This is a genomic window from Acinetobacter sp. 1000160 (assembly GCF_000588715.1).
Classification (GTDB): domain Bacteria; phylum Pseudomonadota; class Gammaproteobacteria; order Pseudomonadales; family Moraxellaceae; genus Acinetobacter; species Acinetobacter courvalinii.
On the sequence record NZ_JFWP02000006.1, the window covers coordinates 173,943 to 199,058 of the forward strand.

Sequence of the window (25,116 nt, forward strand, 5' to 3'; positions counted from 1 at the left end):
GGCATTTTATTTTTTGCATTATCCGCTCTGAAATAACTTAGCAAAAAATAGAAATCTCTTTATCGTGTATTCCCAAATAAAAAAAGAAAAAAATGCTCCTGATATCGCATAAAACCAACTGATCTTATCAATAGCATTTGGGTCATTTAAATAGCTAATGAGTATCGTAAAGCATGTACTCATAATGAGCATGATACATAAAGCTTTTCTAGTTCCCTTGGCTTGCCACACTCGTCCAAACATCATCTCAAAGTCAAGAGAAAATTGATCCCGATTATTTAACTTTGGCGGAATCATATTTTTAAAATTAGGATTTAAAACCAAATTATTCAAATGATTAAAAAAAATTAAAATATCTATAAAAAAGTAAAGAACAAGACAATAAAATAATTTATTTAAACTATAACCTACAGCAACTATATTAATTAAAAAAATAAAAAATGCATTTAACGCTAATACTCTGAAATATATTTTTGGGCTCAAAGTAGTCGCAGTTAACAAAGTAATAGGTAATGCAAAGATACAAATCAATACAAGGAAATAGGCAATCTGATTGATTTTATAAAATACTAAATATAATAAAGAAAAAATTAGAATATTGATCCATGATTTATAAATCAGCGAGTTGGGTTTAAATATTTGATTAACTATGACATCCATTAAAGTAACCTATAAAAAACACCTAATACTGAACAATCTGGATCTGTGGAAACTGAAAACCTCGGCAGGACCGCTCTGCCCGCCATGCAATAGTGACTACGATTTTCTGGTTCAGGATAAAGTTCTGATAGGCAAAAGTGCCAATCAATGGATGCGAACACATGCCACCCTGATTTGTAGGATGAACCTGCGTATTCAAACTATTTAGGTCTAAACGAATACCAAGACCTGAGGCTTTTAAAATCGCTTCTTTGGTGGTCCAGACCCTAAACCAATATTCTGTGTCTTGATCCTGCTGCTGCCAAGTCTGGTATTCCTCCAGATGAAAAGCATGCTGGGCCAAGCCATCAAAACGGACTTTTCGGTCCAGCGCTTCAACATCAATGCCGATATCTTGAACACGTTCGCTCATTGCCAGTGCATAATATTGCTGACTATGCGAATGATTAAAATGTAAGGCATGAGAGCTTAAAAAAGGTTTACCATGCTCATGTTTGGAAAACACCAAATCATCTATAGTGCAATGTAGTTGATGAGCCAGAAGCTGATTACGTCGCGCCTGAATCTGCTGTTTTTGATAATGATTAAAGCCTCTAAAATCAGCAAAATCTGTTTTATCTTTTTGCAGCAGCTGCGCCAATGCCTGAACATGGATGTATATAATACCTGTCGTCATGAGCAACATCTCCCGTGTATAAAAAAGCCCAAAGCAAAGTTTGGGCTTTTAAGCATCGAATACAGCTTAACGCTTGAATTTCTTTTCTGCTTTCTTGAACTTCTGAACATAACGACGCTTACGTGCTGCAACGCGTTCGTCCACTTGGGATTTACGTCCTTCAAATGGGTTCTCTGAGGTTTTAAAGTCAATACGAACTGGCGTACCTTCAAGCTTATAGACTTTACGGAATACGTTTTCGAGATAACGACGATAATCCGCTGGAGTCTTATCTACCTTGTTACCATGAATGACGATGGTGGGTGGATTTTGTCCGCCCATATGCGCATAACGCATTTTAATACGACGACCACTGATCATTGGCGGCTGATGTGCCTCAGTAGCATCACTTAGAATCTGGGTCAGTTTCGCCGGTGAAACTTTTAGGTTTGCTGATTCGTAAGCACGATGGATCGAAGGATAAAGCTCACCCACGCCTGTACCATGTAGCGCTGAAATCAAATGGATTTTTGCCCATGGAATAAAGTCAAAACGACGTTCCACATCAAGTTTACATTGCTTACGATCATACTCGGTCATGTTGTCCCATTTGTTGATCGCAATGACCATGGCACGGCCTGCTTCAAGTGCATAACCAATCAAATGTAAGTCTTGTTCCACAATCCCTTCACGTGCATCGACCACTACAACCACAACATGCGCGTCTTTCATCGCTTGCAGGGTTTTAACGATTGAGAATTTCTCAATCATCTCATCGACTTTACCTTTACGGCGTACACCGGCAGTGTCGATCAAGGTATATTGACGACCATCACGCTCATAAGGGATATAGATCGAGTCACGAGTTGTACCTGGTTGGTCAAACGCAACCACACGCTCTTCCCCGAGTAAACGGTTCACCAACGTCGATTTACCCACGTTTGGACGACCGATAATCGCTAAACGCAAACCAGTATTTTTGTTGTGCTCGTCCGGATTTTCATCTTCAGGGACTTCAGCCAACACTTCTTCAAGCATTTGCTGTACACCACGACCATGGCTGGCCGCAACCTGCATCGGTTCGCCCATACCGAGCTTGTAGAATTCAACTAATGCAGCTTCTGCATGGACACCATCGACCTTGTTGGCCACCAGATGGACTTTTTTGCCTAATGTACGTAGCTCACGGGCAATCTGCTCATCTGAAGCCAATAAGCCAGCACGTGCATCCACCACAAATACAATAATATCTGCTTCATGGATAGCTGTTTTTGACTGCTCAGCCATGTAAGAGTCAATGCCACCTTCATTCTCACCAATACCGCCCGTATCTACGACAATGAATGATTTATTTTGATAAACCGCATCGCCATATTTGCGGTCACGAGTTAAACCAGCGAAGTCAGCAACCAAAGCATCACGACTTTTGGTGATTTGGTTAAATAGCGTTGATTTTCCGACGTTTGGACGACCAATGAGCGCAATAACGGGTTTCATAAATTAACCTTAATTCAGACGAGCCATCGTTGATGACATCGTATCAGAAACAGTATGGAAGATTTTGGTGATCAAGTAATCACAATAAAAATTCGGGGTTTTGTTTAAACAAATACCCCGATCATTCTTTTATTAGCAATAGCTAATTGAGCATTTTAGCACAAGCTAAGGCAAAATTAACGATTCTGCCAAATGGTTAATGCACCTTTTCGTGTTGCAACATAAAGCTGGTTGTCAATCACACGCAATGAACGCACTTCACCACTGGTTTTGGCACGACCGATCAACTTGCCTGAAGCCGGATTAATCAGATGAAGTACCCCATCCAGATCACCCACCACCAGGTTTTGTCCTAACATCACAGGATTACTCAGCTGACGGTTTAACAGTTCTTCATTCTGCCAAACCAACTCGCCAGTCGCCAAGTTATAAGCATTTAACTTGCCATCGGTTGTGGTCACGAATACTTTATCTTCGGCAACCTCGGCAGTGTTGGTACTGCTGGCATCTTCACTCCATACCACACGTTGTGAAGCAAGATCGATTACAGTAACCTGACCCTGGAAGCTTGTGGTGACAAGGAATTGACCTGCAACAACCGGGTCACCAACCACATCAATCAAACGCTGGATGTCTGAACGGCCATCGCTAATCGCCACACGGCGCTGGAAGCGAGGCACACCACTGATAATATCTAGTGCATATACATAAGCATTGGCAGAACCAATCAACACGGTACGCTCATCCAAGCGCACTGGGGCTGGCTGACCACGTAAACTGAACTGTACATTTGGCAGTTTATAGGCCCAGACTTGCTGGCCTGTTACTGCATCATGCGCAAACACAGTGCCATCATTGGCAATGGTAATTACACGACCCGACTGGATCAAGGATGGCGACAGAATGGCACCTGACAGTTTTGCCGTCCACTTTTGCTCACCTGTAGCCTGATCTAAACCAAATAACTGTCCTTTACGATTGCCAATGACCACAATCCCTTCACCGGCTTCTACACCGGCAGTCAGTTCCTGTTTGGTAATCTTGCTTTTCCAAAGGCGTTCTTTGCCTTTGTAAGCAGACACCTGACCATCAGGGTCAATCGCAAAAATCACACCATTGTCTGTATCCAACTGTAAGCGCAAAGCCTCAGCCGCATTGGTAGACGAAACACTTTGTGAAAAAACAAGGTTTAAACTTTGTTCTTGCGTGATTTTTGGCAATGGATTTGGTTTTGCCTCTTTTACTTTATTGCTCGAACATCCAACAAGTAAAGCTGAAGCAATTGCAATTGCCAAAGGAAGTTTTAGTTTATTCTGCATTAAGACTCATCCACTTTGGTATCTAAGATCGGGCGCTCAAACTCAGGATCATCTACTAAAACGCCAACACTTTCGAGTTTAATTTGTAAAAGCTGACGCTCCTGTTTGCGCTCGAGCAGGTTATCCCATGCACTTTGATACGCTTTACGCGCAGAGGCGTTGTCTTTCTTCGCAACAAAAATATCACCGCGAAGCTCATCAGCAGTAGCCTTGAACGCAGGCTCTGTCACAGCAGACAAGGTTTTTAAGGCTTCGTCAAATTTGTTTTGTGCCAATTGCGCATCAGCCAAACGTATTTTTACAACCTGTAGCAAACCCTCGTCTTTTACTTTTGAGTTTTCAACTTTCTTCAAGGCTTTTTCAGCAGCAGCATAGTCCTGCTTGTCATACGCAAGCTTCGCCATAACAAATTGTGTCTGAATTGCCTGAGCAGAATCGGCATCTTCTTTCACAATCTTATCTGCAGCCTCAGACAAGCTTGCAAAGGCATTGGGCTGACCTGTGGCAGCTTTGGCCTCATCCATCAACTTCTGCACCTTCGCCGTCTGGTTCTGGGCTTCGGCAAGATTTTTCTTTTGCCAGTATTCCCATCCGAAAAAGGCAATCAAGGCAATGAGAATTCCGCTAATGATTGCAGAACCATATTTTTTGGCAAACGACTTTAAACTGTCGAGCTGTTCATCATCACTTAAACTCATGTGATTGTCCTTTTCCTAAATTCTTCAACTTATTGTTTAAATTTTTCAATCAAAAACGGCGTCAGTTCAGTCAAAGCAACTTGAGACTGCTCTGCTGTCGCCAATTCTTTAATGAGAAGCTGCTGTGATTCCCACTCGCGCTCACCCAAGATCATCGCAAAAATTGCACCCGACTGATCGGCCTTTTTCATTTGGCTTTTCATGCTGCCTTGTGAACCTGTTTTTAAACGAATCGGGCTATGGGCTGCTTCCAGCTGATCACGAATCTGTTCCGCCAAGACCAAAGCTTTGGCTTGATAAGCAGGTTCTGCCAACAAGAAGATTTCGCAATCACGTACTGTTTTGGCTTGTTCGACTTGCTCGAGCAACAGGAGCAAACGCTCCATCCCCATCGCAAAGCCAACCGCAGGCACAGACTGATCTGCCTTACCTTTTAACTGCCCGACCAGACCGTCATAGCGACCACCTGCACACACTGTGCCTTGTGAACCCAACATGGTGGTGGTCCATTCAAATACGGTTTTGTTGTAGTAATCCAAACCACGGACTAACTTCTGGTTAATCACAAACTCAATACCCGCATCAGTGAGGTATTGCTGTAATTGCTGGAAGTGATTGATTGAATCTTCTTTGAGGAAATCATGCAACTTGGGTGCATTTTCCAGAATCTTTTGGGTCGACTCAATTTTAGAGTCCAGAATACGCAATGGATTGGTGCTTAAACGACGTTGCGAATCTTCATCCAGAGCATCTTTGTGCTGATTTAAAAACTCAACCAATGCGGCACGGTATTCTGCACGTTCGTCGGTTTCCCCGAGTGTATTCAACTCAAGTTGAACCTTGTCCGCAACGCCCATACGCTTCCACAAACGTGCTGTCAGTAAAATCAACTCGGCATCGATATCGGGTGTTGCCACACCAAAGGTTTCTACACCAAACTGATGGAACTGGCGGTAACGGCCCTTTTGCGGTTTTTCATAACGGAACATCGGTCCCATATACCACACACGTGGCGTCGCACCGCGCAACAGGTTATGTTCAAGCAAGGCACGTACACAACCCGCAGTCCCTTCTGGACGTAGCGTCAATGATTCAGGCGGATTCCCCTTGTCAAAAAAGGTATACATTTCTTTTTCAACGATATCGGTCGCATCGCCAATAGCACGTTTGAATAAACCGGTTTGCTCAACGATCGGTAAACGGATCTGTTGATAACCATAAGCATCCATTAAAGATGCAAGTTGTTGTTCCAGACTTCTCCAAGCCGCAGTTTGCGTTGGAAGGATGTCATTAAAACCTTTGATAGCGACGATTGAACTCATGATGAACTACGAATAATTTCTTTAGATTTTGCTTCTTCAAGCTCTTGAACACGTTGACGAACCATTGTTTCAATTTCATCAACCAACTGATTTGTGTCGATTAAATGGCTCTTTTCGCCATTACGGTACACCAGTGAACGCGGAGATGCCCCGACAATCCCGATATCCGCTTCTTTGGCTTCACCCGGACCATTCACCTTACACCCGATCACAGACAAGTCCATCGGCGTACGGATATCTTCTAGACGCTCTTCCAGTGCCTGCATCACCTGAATCACATTGAATTCCTGACGTGAGCAGCTTGGACAAGCAATAAAGTTAATGCCGTTTGAGCGCAGGCCCAGCGATTTTAAAATATCAAAACCGATTTTAATCTCGTCTTCCGGCTCGGCAGCAAGCGAGATACGCATGGTATCGCCAATGCCTTCCATCAATAAACCGCCAAGCGCGATGGCTGATTTCACCGTACCGGTACGATAGATTCCTGCCTCTGTGACACCGAGGTGCAACGGATTATCAATCTGTTGCGACAATAAGCGATACGCATCCATGGTCAGGAACACATTCGAGGCTTTAACGCTGACTTTGAACTCATGGAAGTCCAGACGGTCCAGAATATCGATATGACGCATTGCCGACTCAAGCAAGGCCTGCCCGGTTGGCTCGCCATATTTCGCCTGTAAGTCTTTTTCCAGTGAACCCGCATTCACACCGATACGGATCGAAATACCATGATGTTTTGCCGCAGCAACCACCTCACGTACTTTCTGATCTGAACCGATATTACCCGGGTTAATGCGCAAACAGTCTGCACCATAATCCGCCACAGCCAACGCAATACGATGATCAAAATGAATATCCGCCACCAGAGGCACGGTCACACGTTTACGAATAGCACCAAATGCCTCTGCTGCTTCCATCGAAGGAACAGAAACACGCATGATATCTGCACCGGCATCTGCACAGCGCTGGATTTGCGCGACAGTCGCATCGACATCACAGGTTTCAGTATTCGTCATACTTTGAACACTAATCGGGGCATCACCACCGACATACACCGAACCGACACGGATTTTACGTGTCGGGCGGCGTTTAATGGGGTTCACAATCATCGTATAGCTCTACTCTTTGTCGTTAACGAGACAAACGGAATTCTGCTTTTCCATTGACGGTATAAGGAGACAATGAAATCTGTTCCTGATTCAAAACCAGGGATACAGCGGTCGCATCGTCCAAACGAATCTGGAATGGCGACTGACCACTCAGATTCAAGGTCGATGCCTGACGACCTGTTGCCAATACTTTACCTGTTGCATCCACAATATGCACAGAGGTTGGTCGGCTAAAGTTCAGGACTAATTGGTCACCAGATGTTGCTGCCGTTGTATTTCCACCCATCGGCAGAATTTCAACTTCAGAGTTTTTGATCTTTGGTACATCCGCATCATCCTTATGGCTTGATGTCCAATTCTGTACAGCCACGACCGCTAACCATGCCAATACTGCCACCGCTGCCACAATCGCAATGCGTTTTAACCATTTGCGGTTACGGACGCTTTTCGAACCTGACAATTTCCCCATGATCTTAATCGGAGAGTTATTCAGGGCATGGCTGGCTTTAAGACCGGTATCATTAACATAGATTTCATCAAAACGCTGAATAATCGCGCTGGCATCGGCATTTAAATGCTTGGCATAAGCACGATAATAGCCTTTGATAAAGGTCGCTTCTGGCAATGACTTGTAGTCATCTTGCTCTAATGCCGTCAAGGTTTTGACCGGCATGTTCAATACGTTTGCAATCTCTTCAATTTCTTTCTTTTGTGCAATACGAATTTGACGCAAATACTCACCAGGTCGTTGAATATTTCCTAACGCAGACGATGGCGAGGTTGAGCCAGTTGGCTGATGTGAATTTGGATTTATTTCCATACGGCCTCAGTACTGTACTGTAATTGCAAATAACGTTGATATTCTGGACTATCAGGAAATAAAGCGCGTAACTGATTGACTAACACTTGCATTCCTAACTGATCCGCATTTGCCCGAGCAATGCGTAAACCAATCCAAAGCGCACGGGCACCCTGGTTTTTCTGACCTACATTACGAACATATTGTTCGTATAGTTGCGATGCATCTCTATTATTTTGTTGCAAATAGAAAATTTCCGCCAACTCTAACATTGAAATTGTTGCGTTTCGATTCGCTTGTAGCGCCTGTTTGAATGCTTTTTCAGCATTCGTCACATCGCCGAGTTTTAAATAGATTCGCCCTAGGTTTTCCAGCGACTGAAAACGCTGATCATAACCCAGAGTTGCGCCCGCACGGGTAAATTGCTCAATGGCTTCATTATAGCGTTGCTGCTGGTACAAATATGTACCGTAATTATTACGCGCCTGAGCATTATCTGGTTCGGAGGAAATAGCACGCTTGAAATAAGACTCCGCTTTTTCCATATTGGCTGCGCTGCCTTCCTGTTGCAGCAGGATGCCCATCATCATGTTGGCATTGGCATCCCGGGAATTCAGTTTTAATGCCTGATCAAGCGAACGCTTGGCTGAATCCAGATCACGTGTACGAATATATTCTGCCGCAAGTTGCGTACGCACCTGCACCGCTTTTTCCGGATCTTTTTTTAATGTTGTAGATGGCGTCTGGCAAGCTGTTAAGCCAAGTAAAGTAAACACAACAGCTGTCACTATAATCGTTTTTGATCGAGTTGTATTCAACGCTTTTTCCCCAAGTTTTATCCTTGTGTGCGCAATATTTCTTGCCGTTGCGCCACTTTCTTTTTCCACTGTTCAGCACGACGGGTTCGGTCAGCCACCTGTCCTACCAATTGTCCACATGCCGCATCGATATCATCGCCACGTGTCTGACGAATCGTACACACAAAACCGGCATCCGACAAAGTTTTTTGGAAGGCAATAATGCGGTTACGGCTCGAACGGCCGTACGGCGCATGCGGGAACGGATTAAATGGAATCAGGTTGATTTTACTTGGTAAGTTTTTCAGCAACTTTAACAATTGCTGTGCATGCTCAGGCTGGTCATTGACCCCTTCCAGCATCACATATTCAATGGTGACATGGCGACGAGAGCTTTCATTGCCATCTTTGCCCAAATAACGTTGGCAAGCCGCAATCAGTTGCTGTAACGGATATTTTTTATTGATCGGTACCAGTTCATTACGCAATTCGTCATTCGGTGCGTGTAATGAAATTGCCAAGGCAACATCAATGTCCTGCGCAAGTTGATCGATCTTTGGCACCACACCCGATGTTGATAAGGTGACACGGCGTTTTGACATGCCATAAGCAAAGTCATCCAGCATCAACTGCATCGAACTGAGCACAGCATCGTAATTGAGTAAGGGTTCGCCCATTCCCATCATCACGACATTGGTGACAGTACGTTCACGCTCTGCAACCGGCACTTCTTCCATGTAAGAATAGTTCGCCATCCACAGCTGACCAATAATTTCTGCAGGGGTTAAATCACGCTGAAAACCTTGCTTACCGGTAGAACAGAATGAGCAATCCAGTGCACAGCCCACTTGTGAAGAAATACACAGGGTTTTACGCGCGCCAGTTTTATCATCAGCCGGAATCAGGACCGTTTCAACCAGCGAGCCCTCACCATCACCGACACGGAATACCCACTTACGGGTGCCATCTTTGGAATAGTTACGATGCACCACTTCAGGTGCTTTAATTTCACAGATTTTTTCTAATTTTTCACGTAATTTGCCCGATATATTGGTCATCTCGGCAAAATCTGTCACAAAATATTGATGAATCCATTTCATGACCTGACCGGCGCGAAACTTTTTTTCGCCCAGATCTTCAAAGAATTTTTCCAGTTCAGCTCGAGACATGCCAAGTAAATTGACTTTATGCTCGGCAGCTTGAACGACAGGCGTAGTAACAGACTGTTGTTTTTCATCTAAATTTTCTGATGAAACGACCACTGCAGAACTCATGTATATTTACCTAAACAATATCAGCGCTAAAAAATACTGTGCATTATTTGCACAATACAATCAATAAGAAATAAAAAACCAGATAAGTAGTATACCACTTATCTGGCTCGAATACTTTGGATTAACGAGTGCGTGGGCAAATCTCGTTATCAGCAAAGAAGTAAGCGATTTCGCGCTCAGCAGAAGCAACTGAGTCAGAACCGTGAGCAGCGTTTTCGTCGATGCTTACAGCGAAGTCAGCGCGGATTGTGCCTGGAGCCGCTTCTTTCGGGTTCGTTGCACCCAAGATATCACGGTGAGCAAGAACTGCGTTTTCGCCTTCAAGAACTGAAACAACCACTGGACCAGAAGTCATGAATGCAACGAGGTCAGCAAAGAAACCACGTTCTTTGTGCTCAGCATAGAAACCTTCAGCATCAGCTTGAGAAAGGTGTTTCATTTTAGTAGCAACGATCTTCAAACCTGATTTTTCGAAACGAGCAAAGATGTCGCCGATGTGGTTTTTAGAAACTGCATCTGGTTTTACGATAGATAAAGTACGTTCAATCGCCATGATTGACTCCTATTATGGTCTAAACTAAAAAATTTGCCGCATTATACCGATGTCATCGTTAATAATCAGCTTGAATATGCAAAAGTTCAGCGATTTCTGACGAATTTTTAACGAACTTCATCCAGCCAGGCCATTTGAATGGCTTCAAGCAAACCTTCGGTTGATTTATTCGGATCATCACTAAAGTCTGGTAAAGCACACACCCAGGCATGCAAATCGGTAAATCGCACCCATTGCGGATCGACATCTGGATGTGCTTCGGTAAGTTCAATTGCAATATCAATCGTATCTGTCCAGCGTAAGCCCATATAACAACCTGAATAAATGTATGTAATTGAGCCTACTTTAACAAAACACCGGATTTAAGAGATAGTGTTGAAGTGCTAAATTGTCGCGAAAACACTTGTAAAATGCGTTACAGAACCAGATTAAAGCTCGGTGCCAGCAAAATGATCGCACTTGCCACCGATGCACCAATCATTGCACCGACAATGACATCGCTTGGATAGTGTAGTCCCAGAATCATTCGTGACAATGCGACCAAGATCGTAAACGGTAGCATCAGGATCAATAACAGGGGCTGGATATAACCCAAAGTGATGGTGACCATGACCGCATGTAAGGTATGGCCTGAGGGAAAACTGAAATGATCGAGCGGTCGCTCCCCCAAGACAATGACCTGATGCACCTGATAAGGTCTTGGACGGGTAGTTTTATGTTTTAAAAATTTATAAATCAAGGTGCCTACAGAACCCGCCCCGATCAGATACAAGATCTGCACCCCGTATGCCAAGCCATGCATCGCCCAAACTGACAGCAACATGACATACCAAAATGGCCCATCACCCAATCGGCTGATCGTTTTAAAAAATAAAGCGATACGTTGCGACTGTGAAAGATGGTTGAGATAGACACACCCTTTTAAATCGAGATCCAGCATTTTTATTTTTGCATTTTGAAATTTCATACTTTTTCTCCTCTTCAGGATTTAGGTCGGCGTCATGGGAGACTCCTCACGACCTGATAAAATGCATGTTCTAATTGTTGTACCGGAAACTGCCAGCTGCTGTGTTGTACGCTTTCGCTGGCCAGTAAACCCATTTGTCTCAATTGCGGTAGCGCAGGTAAATGACAAATGGATTGAATAAAATCTGTGGTCTCTCCAAGCTGGCTCAACCAGCCGGTGACCCCATGCCGAACATGTTGATGGGCACAGACATAGTCATAGGCCACCACTGCTAAACCACTGGCAATGGCTTCCAACACCACATTTCCGAAGGTATCTGCCTGACTGGCAAAGGTAAACACATCGGCACTGGCATAAGCCGCCGAAAGCGCTTTCCCGCTCAGGCTCCCCATAAAGATCACATCACTGGATTGCGCCATTTTGCTCAGGCGTGTCTGGTCTGGCCCTTCGCCCACAATCACGAATTTAGTGTTTTTGCCTTGTTGTGCCTGTAAGGCATGGAAACTCTTGATCAGCACATCGACTTCTTTTTCAGGTGACAAACGCCCGACATATAGCATGACACGAGTATCTGCATCAGCGCCCCATTGTTGGCGAAGCTGTTCTGAACGATGTTTCGGTGAAAACTTTTCCGTATCCACACCACGTCCCACCACCACCAAAGGACAGGTTACGCCAAAACCGCGTAAAGCCTGTTCGGTGTATTGACTGGGTACGCAGGTAACATCAGTACTGTTATGAAACCAGGTCAGATAACGTTGAATCGGCTTGACCAGAAAAGCCAGATCAAAGAAACGGCTAAAGTCATGAAAGGCTGAATGGAAGCCACTCGACACTGCAACCTTTCGCGATTTTGCGGCCTGCAAAGCGGTTAGTCCCAAGGGCCCTTCTGTGACGATATGCACCACATCCGGCATAAATTTCTCAAAGGCTTTGGACACCTTGAGATATTGTGGCCATCCGAATTGCACACTCGGATATTTGGGAATCGGCTGAGACATCACCAGACATTCCTGATCGGGATGGAATTCGGTACATACTGTTTTTTGTGTGGGACGTACCAGTAAGATTTTATGTCCAAGTCGCTGTAAACCCTGACATAACTGCATCATGGATAAAGCCACACCATTAATTTCTGGGGGCCAGGTTTCAGTCACAATCGCGATACGGAGACGAGGACGAACCAAATCATGCAGTTCAGACAATTCATCTTGTTTATTTTTGAGTTGTTTCCTTTTAAAGTAAAATTTAAAATTTTCAGGAAACTCTTGCTTGAATAGAGATGTCGCGTATGTACTCTGCATATCGCCATCCATTTGTGTCGTTATTTTCATGCTTTTAGCTTATAAGCATTTTTTGACACTTTAATGATCAGTGTATGACAGTTTTTTGACAGTCTTAAAATAAAAAATGCCCATTTTCCAAGCAAAAATGGGCATCTAAAAATAGCACTGCATCCATCAGGCAAGCGGGTTATCTACCGCAAAAAGCTGCTGATCTTCTAAACGTAAAGCCACCAATTGTTGTCCCCAGACACAGCCACCATCCACATTTTGAATTTGAGGACTAATGGTCTTGCCCTGTAATGCCGCCCAGTGTCCAAAAATCAGCTGATGGGTGTGTGCGGCCTGACTTTCAAACTCAAACCAGGGTTGAAAACCCGCGGGCATTGGCGCATCTAAGGCGTCTTTAAACTCGAATTCCAAACGACCTTCTGCATCGGTTAAGCGCATACGGGTCAGATAATTGGTGATACAACGCAACCGCGCCATACCTGTCAGCTCATCTGACCACAGATCCGGCTGTGAGCCATACATTTCTGCTAGAAAAGCATCCAGCACCGAGAGATCTTCATGCGCAACAACCTGTTGCACTTCGTGCGCCAATGCAACTGTCTTTTCAGCGCTCCAGATACAGGGTACGCCCGCGTGAGTAATCAAGGTGTGTTGATTTGGAGACAGACTTAAAGGCTGTTTACGTAGCCAGTCAATCAGCTCATCGCCATCAATTGCGTCAATCACTTCCTGGGTATGGTCTTTTTCTTTGGCTTTTTTAAAGCCACGCGCACAGGCAATCAAGGTCAGGTCATGATTACCCAATACTGTTGCAGCGGCCCCACGGTCAGCCAACTTTTTAATAAAGCGTAAGGCACCGACCGAGTTTTCACCACGCGCCACCAGATCGCCAGCGAACCATAAAAAGTCTTGGTCCGGATCAAAGCGGATTTCTTTCAGCAACGCTTTTAGTGCTTCAAAACAGCCTTGCACATCACCAATGACATAATTATAGCGCTTAGACATCAGGCCACCATCTGATCGGAAAGCGCCACGAAATCTGCCAGACTTAAGGTTTCTGGACGCGCCATCGGATCAACCCCAGCTTTTTCAAAGCCATCTTCCACTAGCATGCCTTTTAAGCTATTACGCAAGGTTTTACGGCGTTGAGTAAATACATGTCCCACCAAACGCGCTAACGCTTTCTCATTTTTTGCCACAATCGGTTTGGTTTCGTAAGGCTCTAAACGGAATACTGCCGAGGTGACTTTTGGTGGCGGGTTAAATGATCCCGGCGGTACTTCAAACAAGAAAGTTGGCTTGCAGTAATACTGAATCATGACCGACAGACGACCATACTCTTTGGTATTGGGTGTTGCGGTAATACGGTCCACCACTTCTTTTTGCAACATGAAGTGCATGTCTTTAACTTTGTCGCCAAACTCCAAGAGATGGAACAACAGTGGTGTTGAAATGTTATAAGGTAAATTCCCTACTACACGTAGTGGGCGGCCTTCCTGAAACAGCTGGGTAAAGTCGTACTTCAAGGCATCTGCTTCAACAATGGTCAAACGCTCAGGATGTGGCACACGGCCTGGCAAGCCAGCTGCTAGATCACGGTCGAGCTCCACCACCGTCAACGCATCACATTCACCAATTAACGGTGAGGTCAATGCTGCCAGACCAGGGCCAATTTCAACAATGTTTTCGCCCGCACGAGGATTCACTGAGCGTACAATTTTGGCAATCACACGTTGATCATGTAAAAAGTTTTGACCAAAACGTTTTCGAGCCTGATGCCCTTCATCTTTAGGGTTTAGGGCATTAATTTGATACATATATTTATACTCAATATTTGAAACTTAATTCCCCCCTCTTTTATAAAGAGGGGCTGGGGGAGATTCTTGCCAAATCAAGTGCTAAATCCACTGCAACATGCAAGCTCGATGCTTTTGCCTGTCCAGTGCCTGCAAGAGAGAGTGCCGTACCATGATCGACAGAGGTTCGAATAAATGGCAAGCCTAATGTAATATTTACTGCTTCACCAAAGCCCTGTGATTTTAACACAGGTAAGCCCTGATCGTGATACATCGCTAAAACCGCATCTGCATCTTTGAGATTTTCCGGGGTAAACAAGGTATCTGCTGGCAAACTCAGGCTCATGTTCAGGCCCCGCGCTCGATAGCTTTCCAGCACAGGATTAATCACCTCAATTTCTTCACGACCTAAATAGCCGTCCTCGCCCGCATGCGGATTTAAACCACATACCAAGATACGCGGCGCAGAAATTTTAAATTTGGTTTTTAAGTCATGAATCAGGATATCAAGCACCTGATGTAAACGTTCTGGACTAATGGCAGCAGGCACATCTCGCAACGGTAAATGAGTGGTTGCCAAAGCCACCCGTAACGTTTTCGTCGCCAGCATCATCACCACACGATCAACACCAGCAAATTCCTGATAAAACTCGGTATGTCCGCTAAACGCCATACCCGCCTCATTGATAATGGACTTTTGTACAGGCGCCGTGGCCACACCGACACTTTGTCCGGACATGGCATACTCAGCCGAACGGCGCAATTGCTCCAATACATAAGCCGCATTGGCAGAATCTAATTGCCCTAAATTCACCGGTTTTGCCAAAGGCACATGTTCAACAAAGAGTTGCCCCTGCAAACTCGATGCTGCTTGTCCCTGATAAGCAATCAGTTCAACATTTAAACCGAGTAGATTGGCACGTTGCTGCAACATTTCGATATCGGCCAATACCACCAGCGGCCGCTCATCAATCCGTTCCGCCAGACTCAGACAGATATCTGGACCAATTCCAGCGGGTTCACCTGAAGTGACATATAAAGGAAGCATATCTAGCGCCAGTCTTTTTGATTTACTGCTAGTGTAACCAAAATCTAAAAGCAGCTATAGCCCCACCTTTTTATAAATTCTATTGAAAGGACAGCAATAGCCCTTTATTACAGTACATATAGCCAAAAAAGTAATGGCTCTTCGTTAAAATCAACACGGTCTTTGGCTAAACCCTTGCTAAGCTCAGCCTTTATAAAATTCAGAATATGAGTGTTGAAGTATTTAATCTTCCGGTTTTCGTGGCAAATGAAATTCGGCATTTAACCAGCCGAGCACATGCGCAAGTTCTGACAAGCAAATCAAGACCCCAGCAACCCCAATAGCAATAGCCAGCCATTTCCACAGTTGGCGATGGGTCTGGCTAAAATGCTGCGCTGGAATGCAGAAAAAAATCAGTCCACCAGCCAAATAAAGTAGATATGGAAAAGGTGTGAAATGCATAAACATGCTGACTAAGGCCACGCCGACCATCCCGCTAAAACCGTAATAGATTCCAAACCCGGTGATCAGAATGAAATAAGTTGTGATTAGGCCGAACAGACAGCCCAATAGAAATTGTTTTACGCGCAGCATCATGAGTCTTTTTTATTTGGATTTATACTCATAAAACATTATTTTATCCGTTCAATCAAGCTGCTGGATCAGCGTTCAGTTAGCACAGCTTTAGACAGGTTCTGTGGAACAAGATTGGAAGGAACAAATTCAACCTTTCGTGTCCATGGATTCACTTTGGGCTGTGCTTTCTTCTCCGGCTGCGCCAAAGCCATTTCTTCTTTTTTTTCACTCACGGCAACCGTACTTACTGGCTTGTCAGCAAAAGGGTTGTTGATACTGTCTTTTTTTTCTGCTGCTGGCAGCGCCTGCTGAAGTGGAGCTTCTTTTTTCTCAAGTGCTGTGGTGTTCACGACTGTACTGGCTGGACGGGGATAAGCAGCGACCATAGCCCCTTGCTTTACGATGGTCTGGGTGGTCGGTGCGGGTAACTGAGGTGCGGGAGTTGCCAACGTAGTACTTGATGTCCCTTGCAGATTCAGCGGATCTACCGGAATTTCGATGGCTTTCATTTCAGCGGTAACCGCCATTGCAGGATCAATATGATCGTTGCCACGACTTTCCAGCACTTCAAGTTTACGGCTAGTGCCCTCTTTCGGCTGGAATTCAGAATAATTGGTCACACTGGTCTGATCGACCCATTTATACAGTCGTCGTGCATGGGTCTGGGTCGCACAAACACCCACCAGCAAGGTGACTACAACCATTTTTGTAGAAAACGACAACTTCATCAAATTCCCCGAGAGAAGAGGTAAATACTTCTATTTATTTCAAATAATTGGCATAAAAAATAATAGGTTAATCCCGGTGCTGTCTCAAGCGAAATAACAGGCCCTGCAACTCACCGCCGATTAGTTCCCAATTCAGTCACATTACAGCAATTTCTGGCTTCGGTAGCGTTTTTTTCTTGTGCATGGATATAAACTCATGTAGAATTCGGTCTCCTTTTGTTTGGACAGATTCCACCGTCCAAACCAACTATAATAGGTAGTGGTTTAAATGAAAACTCTCAGCGCTAAGCCAGCTGAAGTTCAACACGATTGGTATGTTGTTGATGCTTCTGGCAAAACTTTAGGTCGCCTTGCGACTGAAATCGCTCGTCGTTTACGCGGTAAGCACAAAACTTCTTATACTCCTCACGTTGACACTGGCGATTACATCGTTGTGATCAATGCTGAACAAGTTCAAGTGACTGGTAACAAATCACTTGATAAGAAATACTATCGCCATACTGGTTTCCCTGGTGGTATCCGTGAGACTAACTTCGAGAAGTTAATTGCTCACAAACCTGAAGCTGTTTTAGAAAAAGCGGTTAAAGGTATGTTACCAAAAGGTCCTCTTGGTTATGCAATGATCAAAAAAATGAAAGTGTACGCTGGTAGCGAGCATCCTCATACTGCTCAACAGCCACAAGTTTTGGACATCTAAGGGATACAGCACATGGCTACTAATTATGGTACAGGTCGCCGTAAGACCGCAACTGCACGTGTTTTCTTGTCAGCTGGTACAGGCAAACTCGTAATCAACAATCGTACTTTAGAGCAATATTTCGGTCGTGAAACTGCTCGTATGGTTGTACGTCAGCCTTTAGAACTTTTAGAAGTTACTGAAAAATTTGACCTTTACATCACTGTTAAAGGTGGTGGTATTGGTGGTCAAGCAGGCGCTATCCGTCACGGTATTACTCGTGCATTGATCGCTGCTGACGAAAACTTAAAACCTGCTCTTCGTCAAGCTGGTTTCGTTACTCGTGATGCTCGTGAAGTTGAACGTAAGAAACTTGGTTTACGTAAAGCACGTAAACGTCCTCAATTCTCTAAACGTTAATCGTTTTACGAATTGGACAAAAAACCTCGGATTTTCCGAGGTTTTTTATTGCCTATGATTTATTACTTCTTTTTAGAACAATCCATGACGGTATCGCCCATGCCATCGGCAGCAGCAAATTCGGTGACGGTACAGCCATTTTGCTGATAGCTTCGAGTGCTTTTGGAAAATTGATGATCTTTCGGAATCGGTGCATTACACGGCTGCCCGGTTTTTTCATGTACCATCTGGATCGGTCCATCATTAAAAATGGTCACCTGACAGCCTTTGACCACATACTGCTTTTTAATGCCACCATATTGTTGCCCACTATCATCATCGGCCCCAGCAGCAACCACGGCATCAGCTGCCACCCCACCCTCGATTGAAGATACATTGTGCTGTTCCGAACCATGAGGTGACCCCGCACAACCACCCAGTAACAACACACCACACAATACAATCAGATAATCTCGTTTCATTCTATTTTCTCTCATTGAACTTATTGAATAATAAATCTATTCTGTAAGGCTCATATTATTAATGTTTAAGTGCTTTCCAACGTTAATTTTAGTATTCTAAACAGTCAATCAGAATTTTTTGGATTTATGTCTTTAGAAAATCCCCCAAGCCCTGTGCAAGGCATCACGCTTTATAGTCATGCAGATGATTTCCGCTCACACTGGATTCGTTTTTTACTTGCTGAAAAACAAATCAAATATCAGCTCATTATCACTGACCATGAAGATGAGGACTTGGCAGACCTCAATCCCTACAATCAGCTTCCGATGTTGATTGAACAAAATCTGAAATTATTTTCAGCCAACGTGATTGCCGAATATCTGGATGACCGTTATCGCCAGAATAAACTCTATGCCGATGCACCGATGGCCAGAGCTGAACAGCGACAATATATCTGGCGCTTTGAACAGGACTGGTTCAAACTGGCAGATCATATGCTCAGACATGCCGATAGCCTGGACCTGAAACAAAAACAAAAGGCACAAAAAGAACTCAGGGATACCTTGATCTCACTGACGCCCCTGTTTCAGCATTTTCCATTTTTCATGTCAGAAACCTTCTCGATTCTGGACTGCATGCTAGCTCCAATCTTCTTGCGCCTTAAAAGTATGGGAATCGAATTACCGGCACAGCATTGCCGACCGATTTTCTTGTATTGTCATCGTATCTTTAGCCGCCCATCTTTCATTAAATCAATGACAGCTCAAGAAAAAAACAGCTACAATGAATTGATTTCTACGATTTAATAAGTTTTTCAATTATGTCTGAGCAAATAACTTTTACGCCTACACGCCCATACCTTGCTCGTGCCATTTATGAATGGATTTGCGATAACCAGCTGACGCCTTATTTGTTAGTGGATGCAACCCAACCGCACACTGATGTTCCGCTACAATTTGTAAAAGATGGGCAAATTGTTTTGAACCTCGCGCCGCATGCAGTGCATCAACTGCATATGAGTAATGATGCGATCACTTTCTCCGCCCGTTTTGGCGGTGTTGCCAAAGAAATTTATGTGCCTATCCGTGCCGTACTTGGAATTTACGCCAGAGAAAATGGACAAGGCCTATTCTTTGATCCTTCTGAATATGAAGATATGGAAGAAACTGCTGCACCAGAAACAGAACAAACCAAGCAAGAAGCAGAACCTACGAAAAAGAAACCTTCACTCAGAATTTTAGATTAAGCAAGGAGAGACACAATGGCATTTGACTTGGTTCAGTATTTTGCTGAACAGATTAAAATTCAAAAACCGCAGCTTTTTAGCCAATATTCTCCAAAAGAAAAACAGTCTTATATTGATGAAGTCAATATTTTAACTCTTGGACAATTAATCAGCCTATGGAAACAGAATCCCCAGAAACTTTATCAGGAAGTTCAAACCGCTGATCCGCTTTATATCCAAGAGATTGCTCGTCACCTGACCACCTCCCCGCATAATCAGTCTGAGCTTAAAGCGGCTGAACTCGAAAATAGTGTTTCAGAAGTACTGGCTTTACAACTGGCGGAGTTAAAACAACTTGACCAGACCGGCAGCTTCGGACAAACCGGACTGACTGAACTATTAATGGGTCAAATTGAACATCTATCCGGCCAAGCGGAAGACTGGGTCTGGTCAACCAACCATTTGACAGAGTTACTGGGCTCCAAACCGGTTGTTCAAGAAGAGGTTTCTCTTGAAGCCACCATGCAGGAGTTTAACCAGATGGTAAATCAGGCCAAACCTGAGGCTCATGAGCCGCATGAAGCTGCTGATATTGTCCCGCCAGTGGTACCTGGCTGGGCCTATCTTGTTTCTCCTTTAGTAGCATTGGTCATTCTTATATTTTTGTATTGTTCATATTGCCAGTTAATCTCTGGCTGATTTGAGACATGTCGATAAAGAAAGAATTAAATTCTTTCTTTATCATCCTCTTAATAAAAAATTAATCATTATTAAAATAATAATTCAAACTTTCTAATTAATAAATTTACATTTATTTACAATCCTAATTACATATTTATCTTAATTATTAATGTGAATAAAATCACACTAACAATTAATTATTCATCTTAATTAATATTTTTATTTGTTAATCTGACAAAAAATGTCAATTATTAGCACTCCTTAAATTTCAATTAATCTAAAGCATGATTGATTTAATAAAAGAGTTTCCTATAATAAATTTATCTACTTTTGAAAACTAATCAAAAACAAAAGTAGTGTATATATAAATTCATAAACAAAGATGTATCAGTAGAGATAAAATCATGGCTAAAATTTCATTAGAAAGCTTAACAAATATTGATGGGTTCGTTGCAGCAGCATTAGTAGATACAGAAAGCGGTTTGGCGCTAGCAACACAAGGTGGGGGTTCACTGGATTTAGAATTGGCAGCTGCTGGTAATACCGAAGTTATCCGCGCCAAACGCCGCGTAGCCAACTCATTGAAACTTAACGATGATATTGAAGATATCCTGATCACCTTAGGTAAAGCATATCACTTGATCCGTCCATTAGAAAGCAATGGCAATTTGTTCCTTTATCTTGTTTTAGACCGTACCAAATCAAATCTTGCCATGGCGCGTCACGAACTTAAAACCTTCGAAAAAGAGTTAGATTTTGCTTAATTCTTAATTTAAAAATATTTAATACATTAGGTTTCTTGTATATATTTCCATTTTATTTATTCATTATCATAAAATAGAAATAATACAAGTTTCCTATTATTAGCCTTTAGTATAATGGCTATTTTTTGCAGTCCAATATTTTAAAAACATTAAAGTGATACTATGAATGGACATTGCATTAATATCGCAATTTCAGGTATAAGTTTAAAAGTTTCAGATGAATTAAAAATAGAACTTAGAAAAACCATACCACACGAGTTTGGCATAAACTGGATCAATATTGCCGATCCCAACATCGACTTACTATTAATCAATGAAAATTTCTTCGAGTCCGAAGGCATTCAACGCATTTTAAAACAAAAACAACTACCCTGCTTAAAAGTTGCGAAAGGAGAAGGCTCAGATCATATCGAACAACACAATACCCTGTATTTACCGTTTCAGCATAGCGAGGCATTAAAAAACTGGATTCAGTTTCGTCTACTGAGCTATCTCTCTCATCAACAATCCCAGCAACCCAAAACCGAACGCGTTTCCAGCCACAATGCCATTAATGAAAAATATTTGACGGATATGCTCAATCCCGAGAATGCCAGACTGCATCTTTTTGATGATCACGGCACCTTGGCCATCATCGATACCCGTAGTCAAATTGCCTGGCTGGAGCCGACACGCATTCATAGCAAAACCAATCACAGCTTTAAATACGAATTTGCAACCACCTCCAATTTCACTAAAGTTTCCCGTAAAGTGGAATATAACTTACAGGACTGGGTCTGGAATCTGTTTTGGCACTCGATCGAATTCCAACGTCTGGCACCCAACGAAAATGAATATTATAAAATCGAATACTGGCCGCAGCCTGCTCAAAATGAAGGTCGTAAAACCACCCTACTACTTTCAGCCTGCTTTATACAAGGCGCGCAACTTTATCAGGTCGCCACACAGCTAAAACTTCCCATTCAAACGGTTCAACAGTTTATTGCGGCCTGCATGATTTCGAATAATGGCGGCATTATTCCTGCTTCAGAAAGTCATTACCTAAAAACAGAAGCTGAACAACAAACGATTGAACAAAAAGGTTTTTTAAATAAATTTTTCGGCAAAATCAGACGCCGCTTTGGGCTTTAAGGAATACTATGATTCTCCAACAATATAAAATTGTCTTTGCAGGAAGCATGGGCGCAGGAAAAACCGAAGCGATTAAATCGCTTTCAGAAATTCCTGTGCTTGCGACTGAGGCATTAAACACAGACAGTCAGGCCCATAACAAGATGCAAACCACGGTAGGGATTGATTATGGCGAAATTACGCTGGATGACGGGGTAAAGATCGGCTTATACGGTACACCGGGTCAATCACGTTTTGATTTTATATGGCCGGTGATCTGCCAAGGTGCCTTGGGCGTTATTTTACTGGTTGACCATAACAGCAAAGTGCCGATTGAAGAACTTGAAGCCTATCTGGAAACCTTTAAAGATTACACCCAGAATATTTCAATTGGCATTACCCACGTCGATGAAAACAAAGAACAGCCAACTAAGATCTATCGGGACTGGTTGATTCAGAATGACTATCACTATCCTCTGTTTTTTATCGATGCGCGTAAACAAGAGCATATCTTGCTCATGATTGAATCTCTTATTGCAGCATTAGAAGTCAATTTAAAAGCAACAAATTAATTACTTTATAAAAGAGAAGAATTATGTTCAGTATTCCCAGTCAGCAACGTACCGCACCCAAAGAGCTGATCCAGTTTGCCAAGGCTCAAGCCAATGATATTCTGATGAATATTCGAGGGGTGGATTATATTATGCTCTGCTCAACAGACGGGTTTGAACTCGCGGCAATTTACAAGAAAAACCCGTATAACAGTACCAAGCTGGCTGCTGTCAGTAGTTCAATTCTGGCCATGGTCACGGCTTTTCTGAATGAAATCCAGTTAACCGGATGCCAAAGTATTACACTAGACGCTGAAAATGGTAAGGCGATTCTGACCTCTATCCCGGCCCAGCATCATCCGATGGTTATGGTGACCTTAAGTAACAAGGACGTATTATTAGGCCAGCTTCTTTATAGCCTAAAGCAGGCCAGTACGGCGATTTCCGAAGCAGATCAAGCCTAAACACCTCATAAAATAACTAATCTGACAGGGTGCCATCCTTGTCAGATTTTTTTCATTTTATACATCATAGAAATTGTATTCGCATGTTTATTTTCGTTTATGAACACTTGTATAGTTTTTGCGATCTTAGAAAGATTTTGGACCCCGTTTAGTTTTCTCTAAATATTCATAACTATAAATAAGATAGAGTTTTCAAAACATCAGATGAATGGTCATTAATTTAAATGATTTAGCAATATTTTTTCATTATTATAATTTTCGAACAAATAACGATCATAAATTTTTCATAAATGAATAATTTTAATAACATATCTCGTTTTTGTTCCAACATAATGAGCACGATGGAGAGAAAAATGAAGCTGAAAAGCTTAAAACTCGGCGCAGGGGTTGCGTTATTGATTAGTGGTTTTTCGAGTCAGCAGGCGATGGCTGATTCCTATGTTTTTGTAACCAATACCACACCGCAAACGGTATCGGTACAAGTCAATCAGACGGGAGCGGCCTTACAGCAAGGCAATGAATGGGCACAGGAAGCCACACAAATTGCCCCTTATGAAACCAAACGCATTTTAAGGATCAACCGTTATACCGGGATCAAATCCGGTAAAACCTATAACTTTGATACTGTCGTCAGCAGCGGCAACTCACAAGTGACTTTAAAGCAGACCATGACTGGCACCTGGTCTGGCAGCAACATACAGCATGGCATTCAAACCGCGACGGCAACATCGCCTTGGTATTCAGATCGTAATGTTCATCGGATTGATACCACTTATGCAGGGTTATCCGCTCAGGCTGCGGTAAAAGCCGAATATACCGGCGGTTATGATGACTTCCACTACACCATTCATCAAAACACCGTTCCAGAACCGGTTTCAGCCAGTGCCGATGAACTTAAAGTCCTGACGTATAATATTTATGCCCTGCCTATGGTGGCAAGTAAAATTAGCGAACGTCTGGCTGAATTGCCCAATCATTTAAACGGCTACGATGTGATTATGATGCAGGAAGCCTTTGCCTCTTCACGCACAGACATGTTGAATCAACTGGCACAACAATATCCGTATCAAACCCATATTCCTGTCGGTTCGGGCTATAACCTATTTGACAGTGGTCTGGTGATTATCAGCCGCTATCCGATCGTGAAAACAGCACAATTGATTTATCCAGACTGTACTGGCACCGACTGCTTTGCTGATAAAGGTGTACTGTATGCTGAAATCATTAAGAATGGTAAGGCCTATCATGTGACATCAACCCATACTGCATCTTTCGATACTGATGCCGCACGCGCATTACGCCAGACCCAGTTCAAACAGATTCGCCAATTGGTCAATCAACAAAATATTCCAAGTTTTGATGCCGTGCTGATGGGCGGAGATTTTAATGTCAATAAACTGTTATGGCCGCAAGATTACCAAGACATGCTGACCAACCTGAATGCAACCGCAGCACCAAGCACAGGTTATACCGCTTCGACCTTTGATCCACGTGTGAATAAGCTGGCAGGAGCGGCAGGTTCTGGCGGTTCAAATGTTGAATATCTGGACTATATTGTGGCTTCCAATAACCATCGTCAGCCAACACAGTCGCGTAATGATGTGCGTATTCTGCGCAGCACGGCGGACTCCCTGTTCATGACCTGGGATCTCTCCGATCATTTCCCGGTAATGGGTCAATTTAATTACACGCCATAAACGGAATGCGGT

30 protein-coding genes are annotated in these 25,116 nt (G+C 43.3%); 10 read left to right on the forward strand and 20 right to left on the reverse strand.

Annotation, left to right across the window (positions count from 1 at the left end):
• Positions 1 to 18: 18 nt before the first annotated feature.
• The 19 genes from J699_RS05375 to J699_RS05285 form a co-directional block, all read right to left on the reverse strand.
• Positions 19 to 660, reverse strand: coding sequence for a hypothetical protein (locus J699_RS05375; protein ID WP_032870137.1), 642 nt, complete (start codon positions 658 to 660; stop codon positions 19 to 21).
• A 22-nt stretch (positions 661 to 682) separates the two neighbouring features.
• Positions 683 to 1,336 carry a 4'-phosphopantetheinyl transferase family protein gene (locus tag J699_RS05370; RefSeq protein ID WP_032870139.1) on the reverse strand — a complete coding sequence of 218 codons (654 nt, stop codon included), beginning with the start codon at positions 1,334 to 1,336 and terminating at the stop codon, positions 683 to 685.
• A gap of 66 nt (positions 1,337 to 1,402) precedes the next feature.
• Entirely contained in the window at positions 1,403 to 2,812 is a 1,410-nt protein-coding gene (der, locus tag J699_RS05365; protein ID WP_005226795.1) for a ribosome biogenesis GTPase Der, read from the reverse strand.
• A 176-nt stretch (positions 2,813 to 2,988) separates the two neighbouring features.
• Complete coding sequence (gene bamB / locus J699_RS05360) at positions 2,989 to 4,131, reverse strand: outer membrane protein assembly factor BamB (protein WP_032870141.1); 1,143 nt, start codon at positions 4,129 to 4,131, stop codon at positions 2,989 to 2,991.
• Complete coding sequence (locus tag J699_RS05355; RefSeq protein ID WP_005226791.1) at positions 4,131 to 4,829, reverse strand: YfgM family protein; 699 nt, start codon at positions 4,827 to 4,829, stop codon at positions 4,131 to 4,133. The genes bamB and J699_RS05355 overlap by 1 nt, the downstream gene beginning before the upstream one ends.
• A gap of 29 nt (positions 4,830 to 4,858) precedes the next feature.
• Entirely contained in the window at positions 4,859 to 6,151 is a 1,293-nt protein-coding gene (hisS, locus tag J699_RS05350; RefSeq protein ID WP_032870143.1) for a histidine--tRNA ligase, read from the reverse strand.
• Entirely contained in the window at positions 6,148 to 7,263 is a 1,116-nt protein-coding gene (gene ispG / locus J699_RS05345) for a flavodoxin-dependent (E)-4-hydroxy-3-methylbut-2-enyl-diphosphate synthase (RefSeq protein WP_005226789.1), read from the reverse strand. The genes hisS and ispG overlap by 4 nt, the downstream gene beginning before the upstream one ends.
• A gap of 22 nt (positions 7,264 to 7,285) precedes the next feature.
• Positions 7,286 to 8,083: a helix-turn-helix domain-containing protein gene (locus tag J699_RS05340; RefSeq protein WP_009513036.1), complete on the reverse strand. Its 798-nt coding sequence runs from the start codon at positions 8,081 to 8,083 to the stop codon at positions 7,286 to 7,288.
• Positions 8,074 to 8,880, reverse strand: a complete 807-nt coding sequence (gene pilW, locus J699_RS05335; protein WP_032870145.1) for a type IV pilus biogenesis/stability protein PilW — start codon at positions 8,878 to 8,880, stop codon at positions 8,074 to 8,076. The genes J699_RS05340 and pilW overlap by 10 nt, the downstream gene beginning before the upstream one ends.
• A 17-nt stretch (positions 8,881 to 8,897) precedes the next feature.
• Positions 8,898 to 10,133 (reverse strand): 23S rRNA (adenine(2503)-C(2))-methyltransferase RlmN, encoded by a 1,236-nt coding sequence (gene rlmN / locus J699_RS05330; protein WP_009513049.1) that lies wholly within the window; start codon positions 10,131 to 10,133, stop codon positions 8,898 to 8,900.
• 121 nt (positions 10,134 to 10,254) lie between these two features.
• Positions 10,255 to 10,686: a nucleoside-diphosphate kinase gene (gene ndk, locus J699_RS05325; protein ID WP_004775629.1), complete on the reverse strand. Its 432-nt coding sequence runs from the start codon at positions 10,684 to 10,686 to the stop codon at positions 10,255 to 10,257.
• 107 nt (positions 10,687 to 10,793) lie between these two features.
• Positions 10,794 to 10,994: a Fe-S cluster assembly protein IscX gene (gene iscX, locus J699_RS05320; protein ID WP_005226785.1), complete on the reverse strand. Its 201-nt coding sequence runs from the start codon at positions 10,992 to 10,994 to the stop codon at positions 10,794 to 10,796.
• Between the two features lie 107 nt (positions 10,995 to 11,101).
• Complete coding sequence (locus J699_RS05315) at positions 11,102 to 11,653, reverse strand: phosphatase PAP2 family protein (RefSeq protein WP_009513084.1); 552 nt, start codon at positions 11,651 to 11,653, stop codon at positions 11,102 to 11,104.
• 32 nt (positions 11,654 to 11,685) lie between these two features.
• On the reverse strand, positions 11,686 to 12,957 hold the full coding sequence (locus J699_RS05310; protein ID WP_032870212.1) for a glycosyltransferase family 4 protein: 1,272 nt from the start codon (positions 12,955 to 12,957) through the stop codon (positions 11,686 to 11,688).
• Positions 12,958 to 13,113: 156 nt separating this feature from the next.
• On the reverse strand, positions 13,114 to 13,953 hold the full coding sequence (locus J699_RS05305) for a symmetrical bis(5'-nucleosyl)-tetraphosphatase (RefSeq protein ID WP_032870148.1): 840 nt from the start codon (positions 13,951 to 13,953) through the stop codon (positions 13,114 to 13,116).
• Positions 13,953 to 14,765, reverse strand: a complete 813-nt coding sequence (gene rsmA, locus J699_RS05300) for a 16S rRNA (adenine(1518)-N(6)/adenine(1519)-N(6))-dimethyltransferase RsmA (RefSeq protein WP_004775636.1) — start codon at positions 14,763 to 14,765, stop codon at positions 13,953 to 13,955. The genes J699_RS05305 and rsmA overlap by 1 nt, the downstream gene beginning before the upstream one ends.
• Positions 14,766 to 14,805: 40 nt before the next feature.
• Entirely contained in the window at positions 14,806 to 15,792 is a 987-nt protein-coding gene (gene pdxA, locus J699_RS05295) for a 4-hydroxythreonine-4-phosphate dehydrogenase PdxA (RefSeq protein ID WP_032870151.1), read from the reverse strand.
• Between the two features lie 222 nt (positions 15,793 to 16,014).
• Entirely contained in the window at positions 16,015 to 16,368 is a 354-nt protein-coding gene (locus J699_RS05290; RefSeq protein ID WP_032870152.1) for a hypothetical protein, read from the reverse strand.
• Positions 16,369 to 16,433: 65 nt separating this feature from the next.
• Positions 16,434 to 17,075, reverse strand: a complete 642-nt coding sequence (locus J699_RS05285) for a hypothetical protein (protein ID WP_032882908.1) — start codon at positions 17,073 to 17,075, stop codon at positions 16,434 to 16,436.
• A gap of 268 nt (positions 17,076 to 17,343) precedes the next feature.
• Here J699_RS05285 and rplM point away from each other — a divergent pair, with 268 nt between their 5' ends.
• Positions 17,344 to 17,772 (forward strand): 50S ribosomal protein L13, encoded by a 429-nt coding sequence (gene rplM, locus J699_RS05280; RefSeq protein WP_005226762.1) that lies wholly within the window; start codon positions 17,344 to 17,346, stop codon positions 17,770 to 17,772.
• Between the two features lie 12 nt (positions 17,773 to 17,784).
• Positions 17,785 to 18,171, forward strand: a complete 387-nt coding sequence (gene rpsI / locus J699_RS05275) for a 30S ribosomal protein S9 (protein WP_004775642.1) — start codon at positions 17,785 to 17,787, stop codon at positions 18,169 to 18,171.
• A 62-nt stretch (positions 18,172 to 18,233) separates the two neighbouring features.
• Here the strand turns inward: rpsI and J699_RS05270 are convergent, their stop codons facing one another.
• Positions 18,234 to 18,632, reverse strand: a complete 399-nt coding sequence (locus J699_RS05270; RefSeq protein ID WP_032870154.1) for a hypothetical protein — start codon at positions 18,630 to 18,632, stop codon at positions 18,234 to 18,236.
• Positions 18,633 to 18,758: 126 nt separating this feature from the next.
• Between J699_RS05270 and J699_RS05265 the strand changes: the two genes are divergently transcribed.
• The 8 genes from J699_RS05265 (at position 18,759) to J699_RS05230 (ending at position 25,104) form a co-directional block, all read left to right on the forward strand.
• Positions 18,759 to 19,418 carry a glutathione S-transferase N-terminal domain-containing protein gene (locus tag J699_RS05265; RefSeq protein WP_004775645.1) on the forward strand — a complete coding sequence of 220 codons (660 nt, stop codon included), beginning with the start codon at positions 18,759 to 18,761 and terminating at the stop codon, positions 19,416 to 19,418.
• A 14-nt stretch (positions 19,419 to 19,432) separates the two neighbouring features.
• On the forward strand, positions 19,433 to 19,858 hold the full coding sequence (locus J699_RS05260; RefSeq protein WP_005226757.1) for a ClpXP protease specificity-enhancing factor: 426 nt from the start codon (positions 19,433 to 19,435) through the stop codon (positions 19,856 to 19,858).
• A gap of 15 nt (positions 19,859 to 19,873) precedes the next feature.
• Positions 19,874 to 20,536, forward strand: coding sequence for a hypothetical protein (locus J699_RS05255; protein ID WP_032870156.1), 663 nt, complete (start codon positions 19,874 to 19,876; stop codon positions 20,534 to 20,536).
• A 386-nt stretch (positions 20,537 to 20,922) separates the two neighbouring features.
• Positions 20,923 to 21,282 carry a hypothetical protein gene (locus J699_RS05250; protein WP_004775651.1) on the forward strand — a complete coding sequence of 120 codons (360 nt, stop codon included), beginning with the start codon at positions 20,923 to 20,925 and terminating at the stop codon, positions 21,280 to 21,282.
• Positions 21,283 to 21,444: 162 nt separating this feature from the next.
• Positions 21,445 to 22,413: a hypothetical protein gene (locus tag J699_RS05245; RefSeq protein WP_032870158.1), complete on the forward strand. Its 969-nt coding sequence runs from the start codon at positions 21,445 to 21,447 to the stop codon at positions 22,411 to 22,413.
• Positions 22,414 to 22,421: 8 nt separating this feature from the next.
• The gene (locus tag J699_RS05240) at positions 22,422 to 22,964 is read left to right on the forward strand and encodes a GTP-binding protein (RefSeq protein ID WP_005289290.1); all 543 of its coding nucleotides are present in this window, start codon (positions 22,422 to 22,424) and stop codon (positions 22,962 to 22,964) included.
• A gap of 23 nt (positions 22,965 to 22,987) precedes the next feature.
• Entirely contained in the window at positions 22,988 to 23,407 is a 420-nt protein-coding gene (locus tag J699_RS05235) for a roadblock/LC7 domain-containing protein (RefSeq protein ID WP_004775657.1), read from the forward strand.
• 353 nt (positions 23,408 to 23,760) lie between these two features.
• A complete protein-coding gene (locus tag J699_RS05230) occupies positions 23,761 to 25,104 on the forward strand; it encodes a sphingomyelin phosphodiesterase (protein ID WP_032870160.1) in 1,344 nt (447 codons plus the stop codon).
• Positions 25,105 to 25,116: the final 12 nt, after the last annotated feature.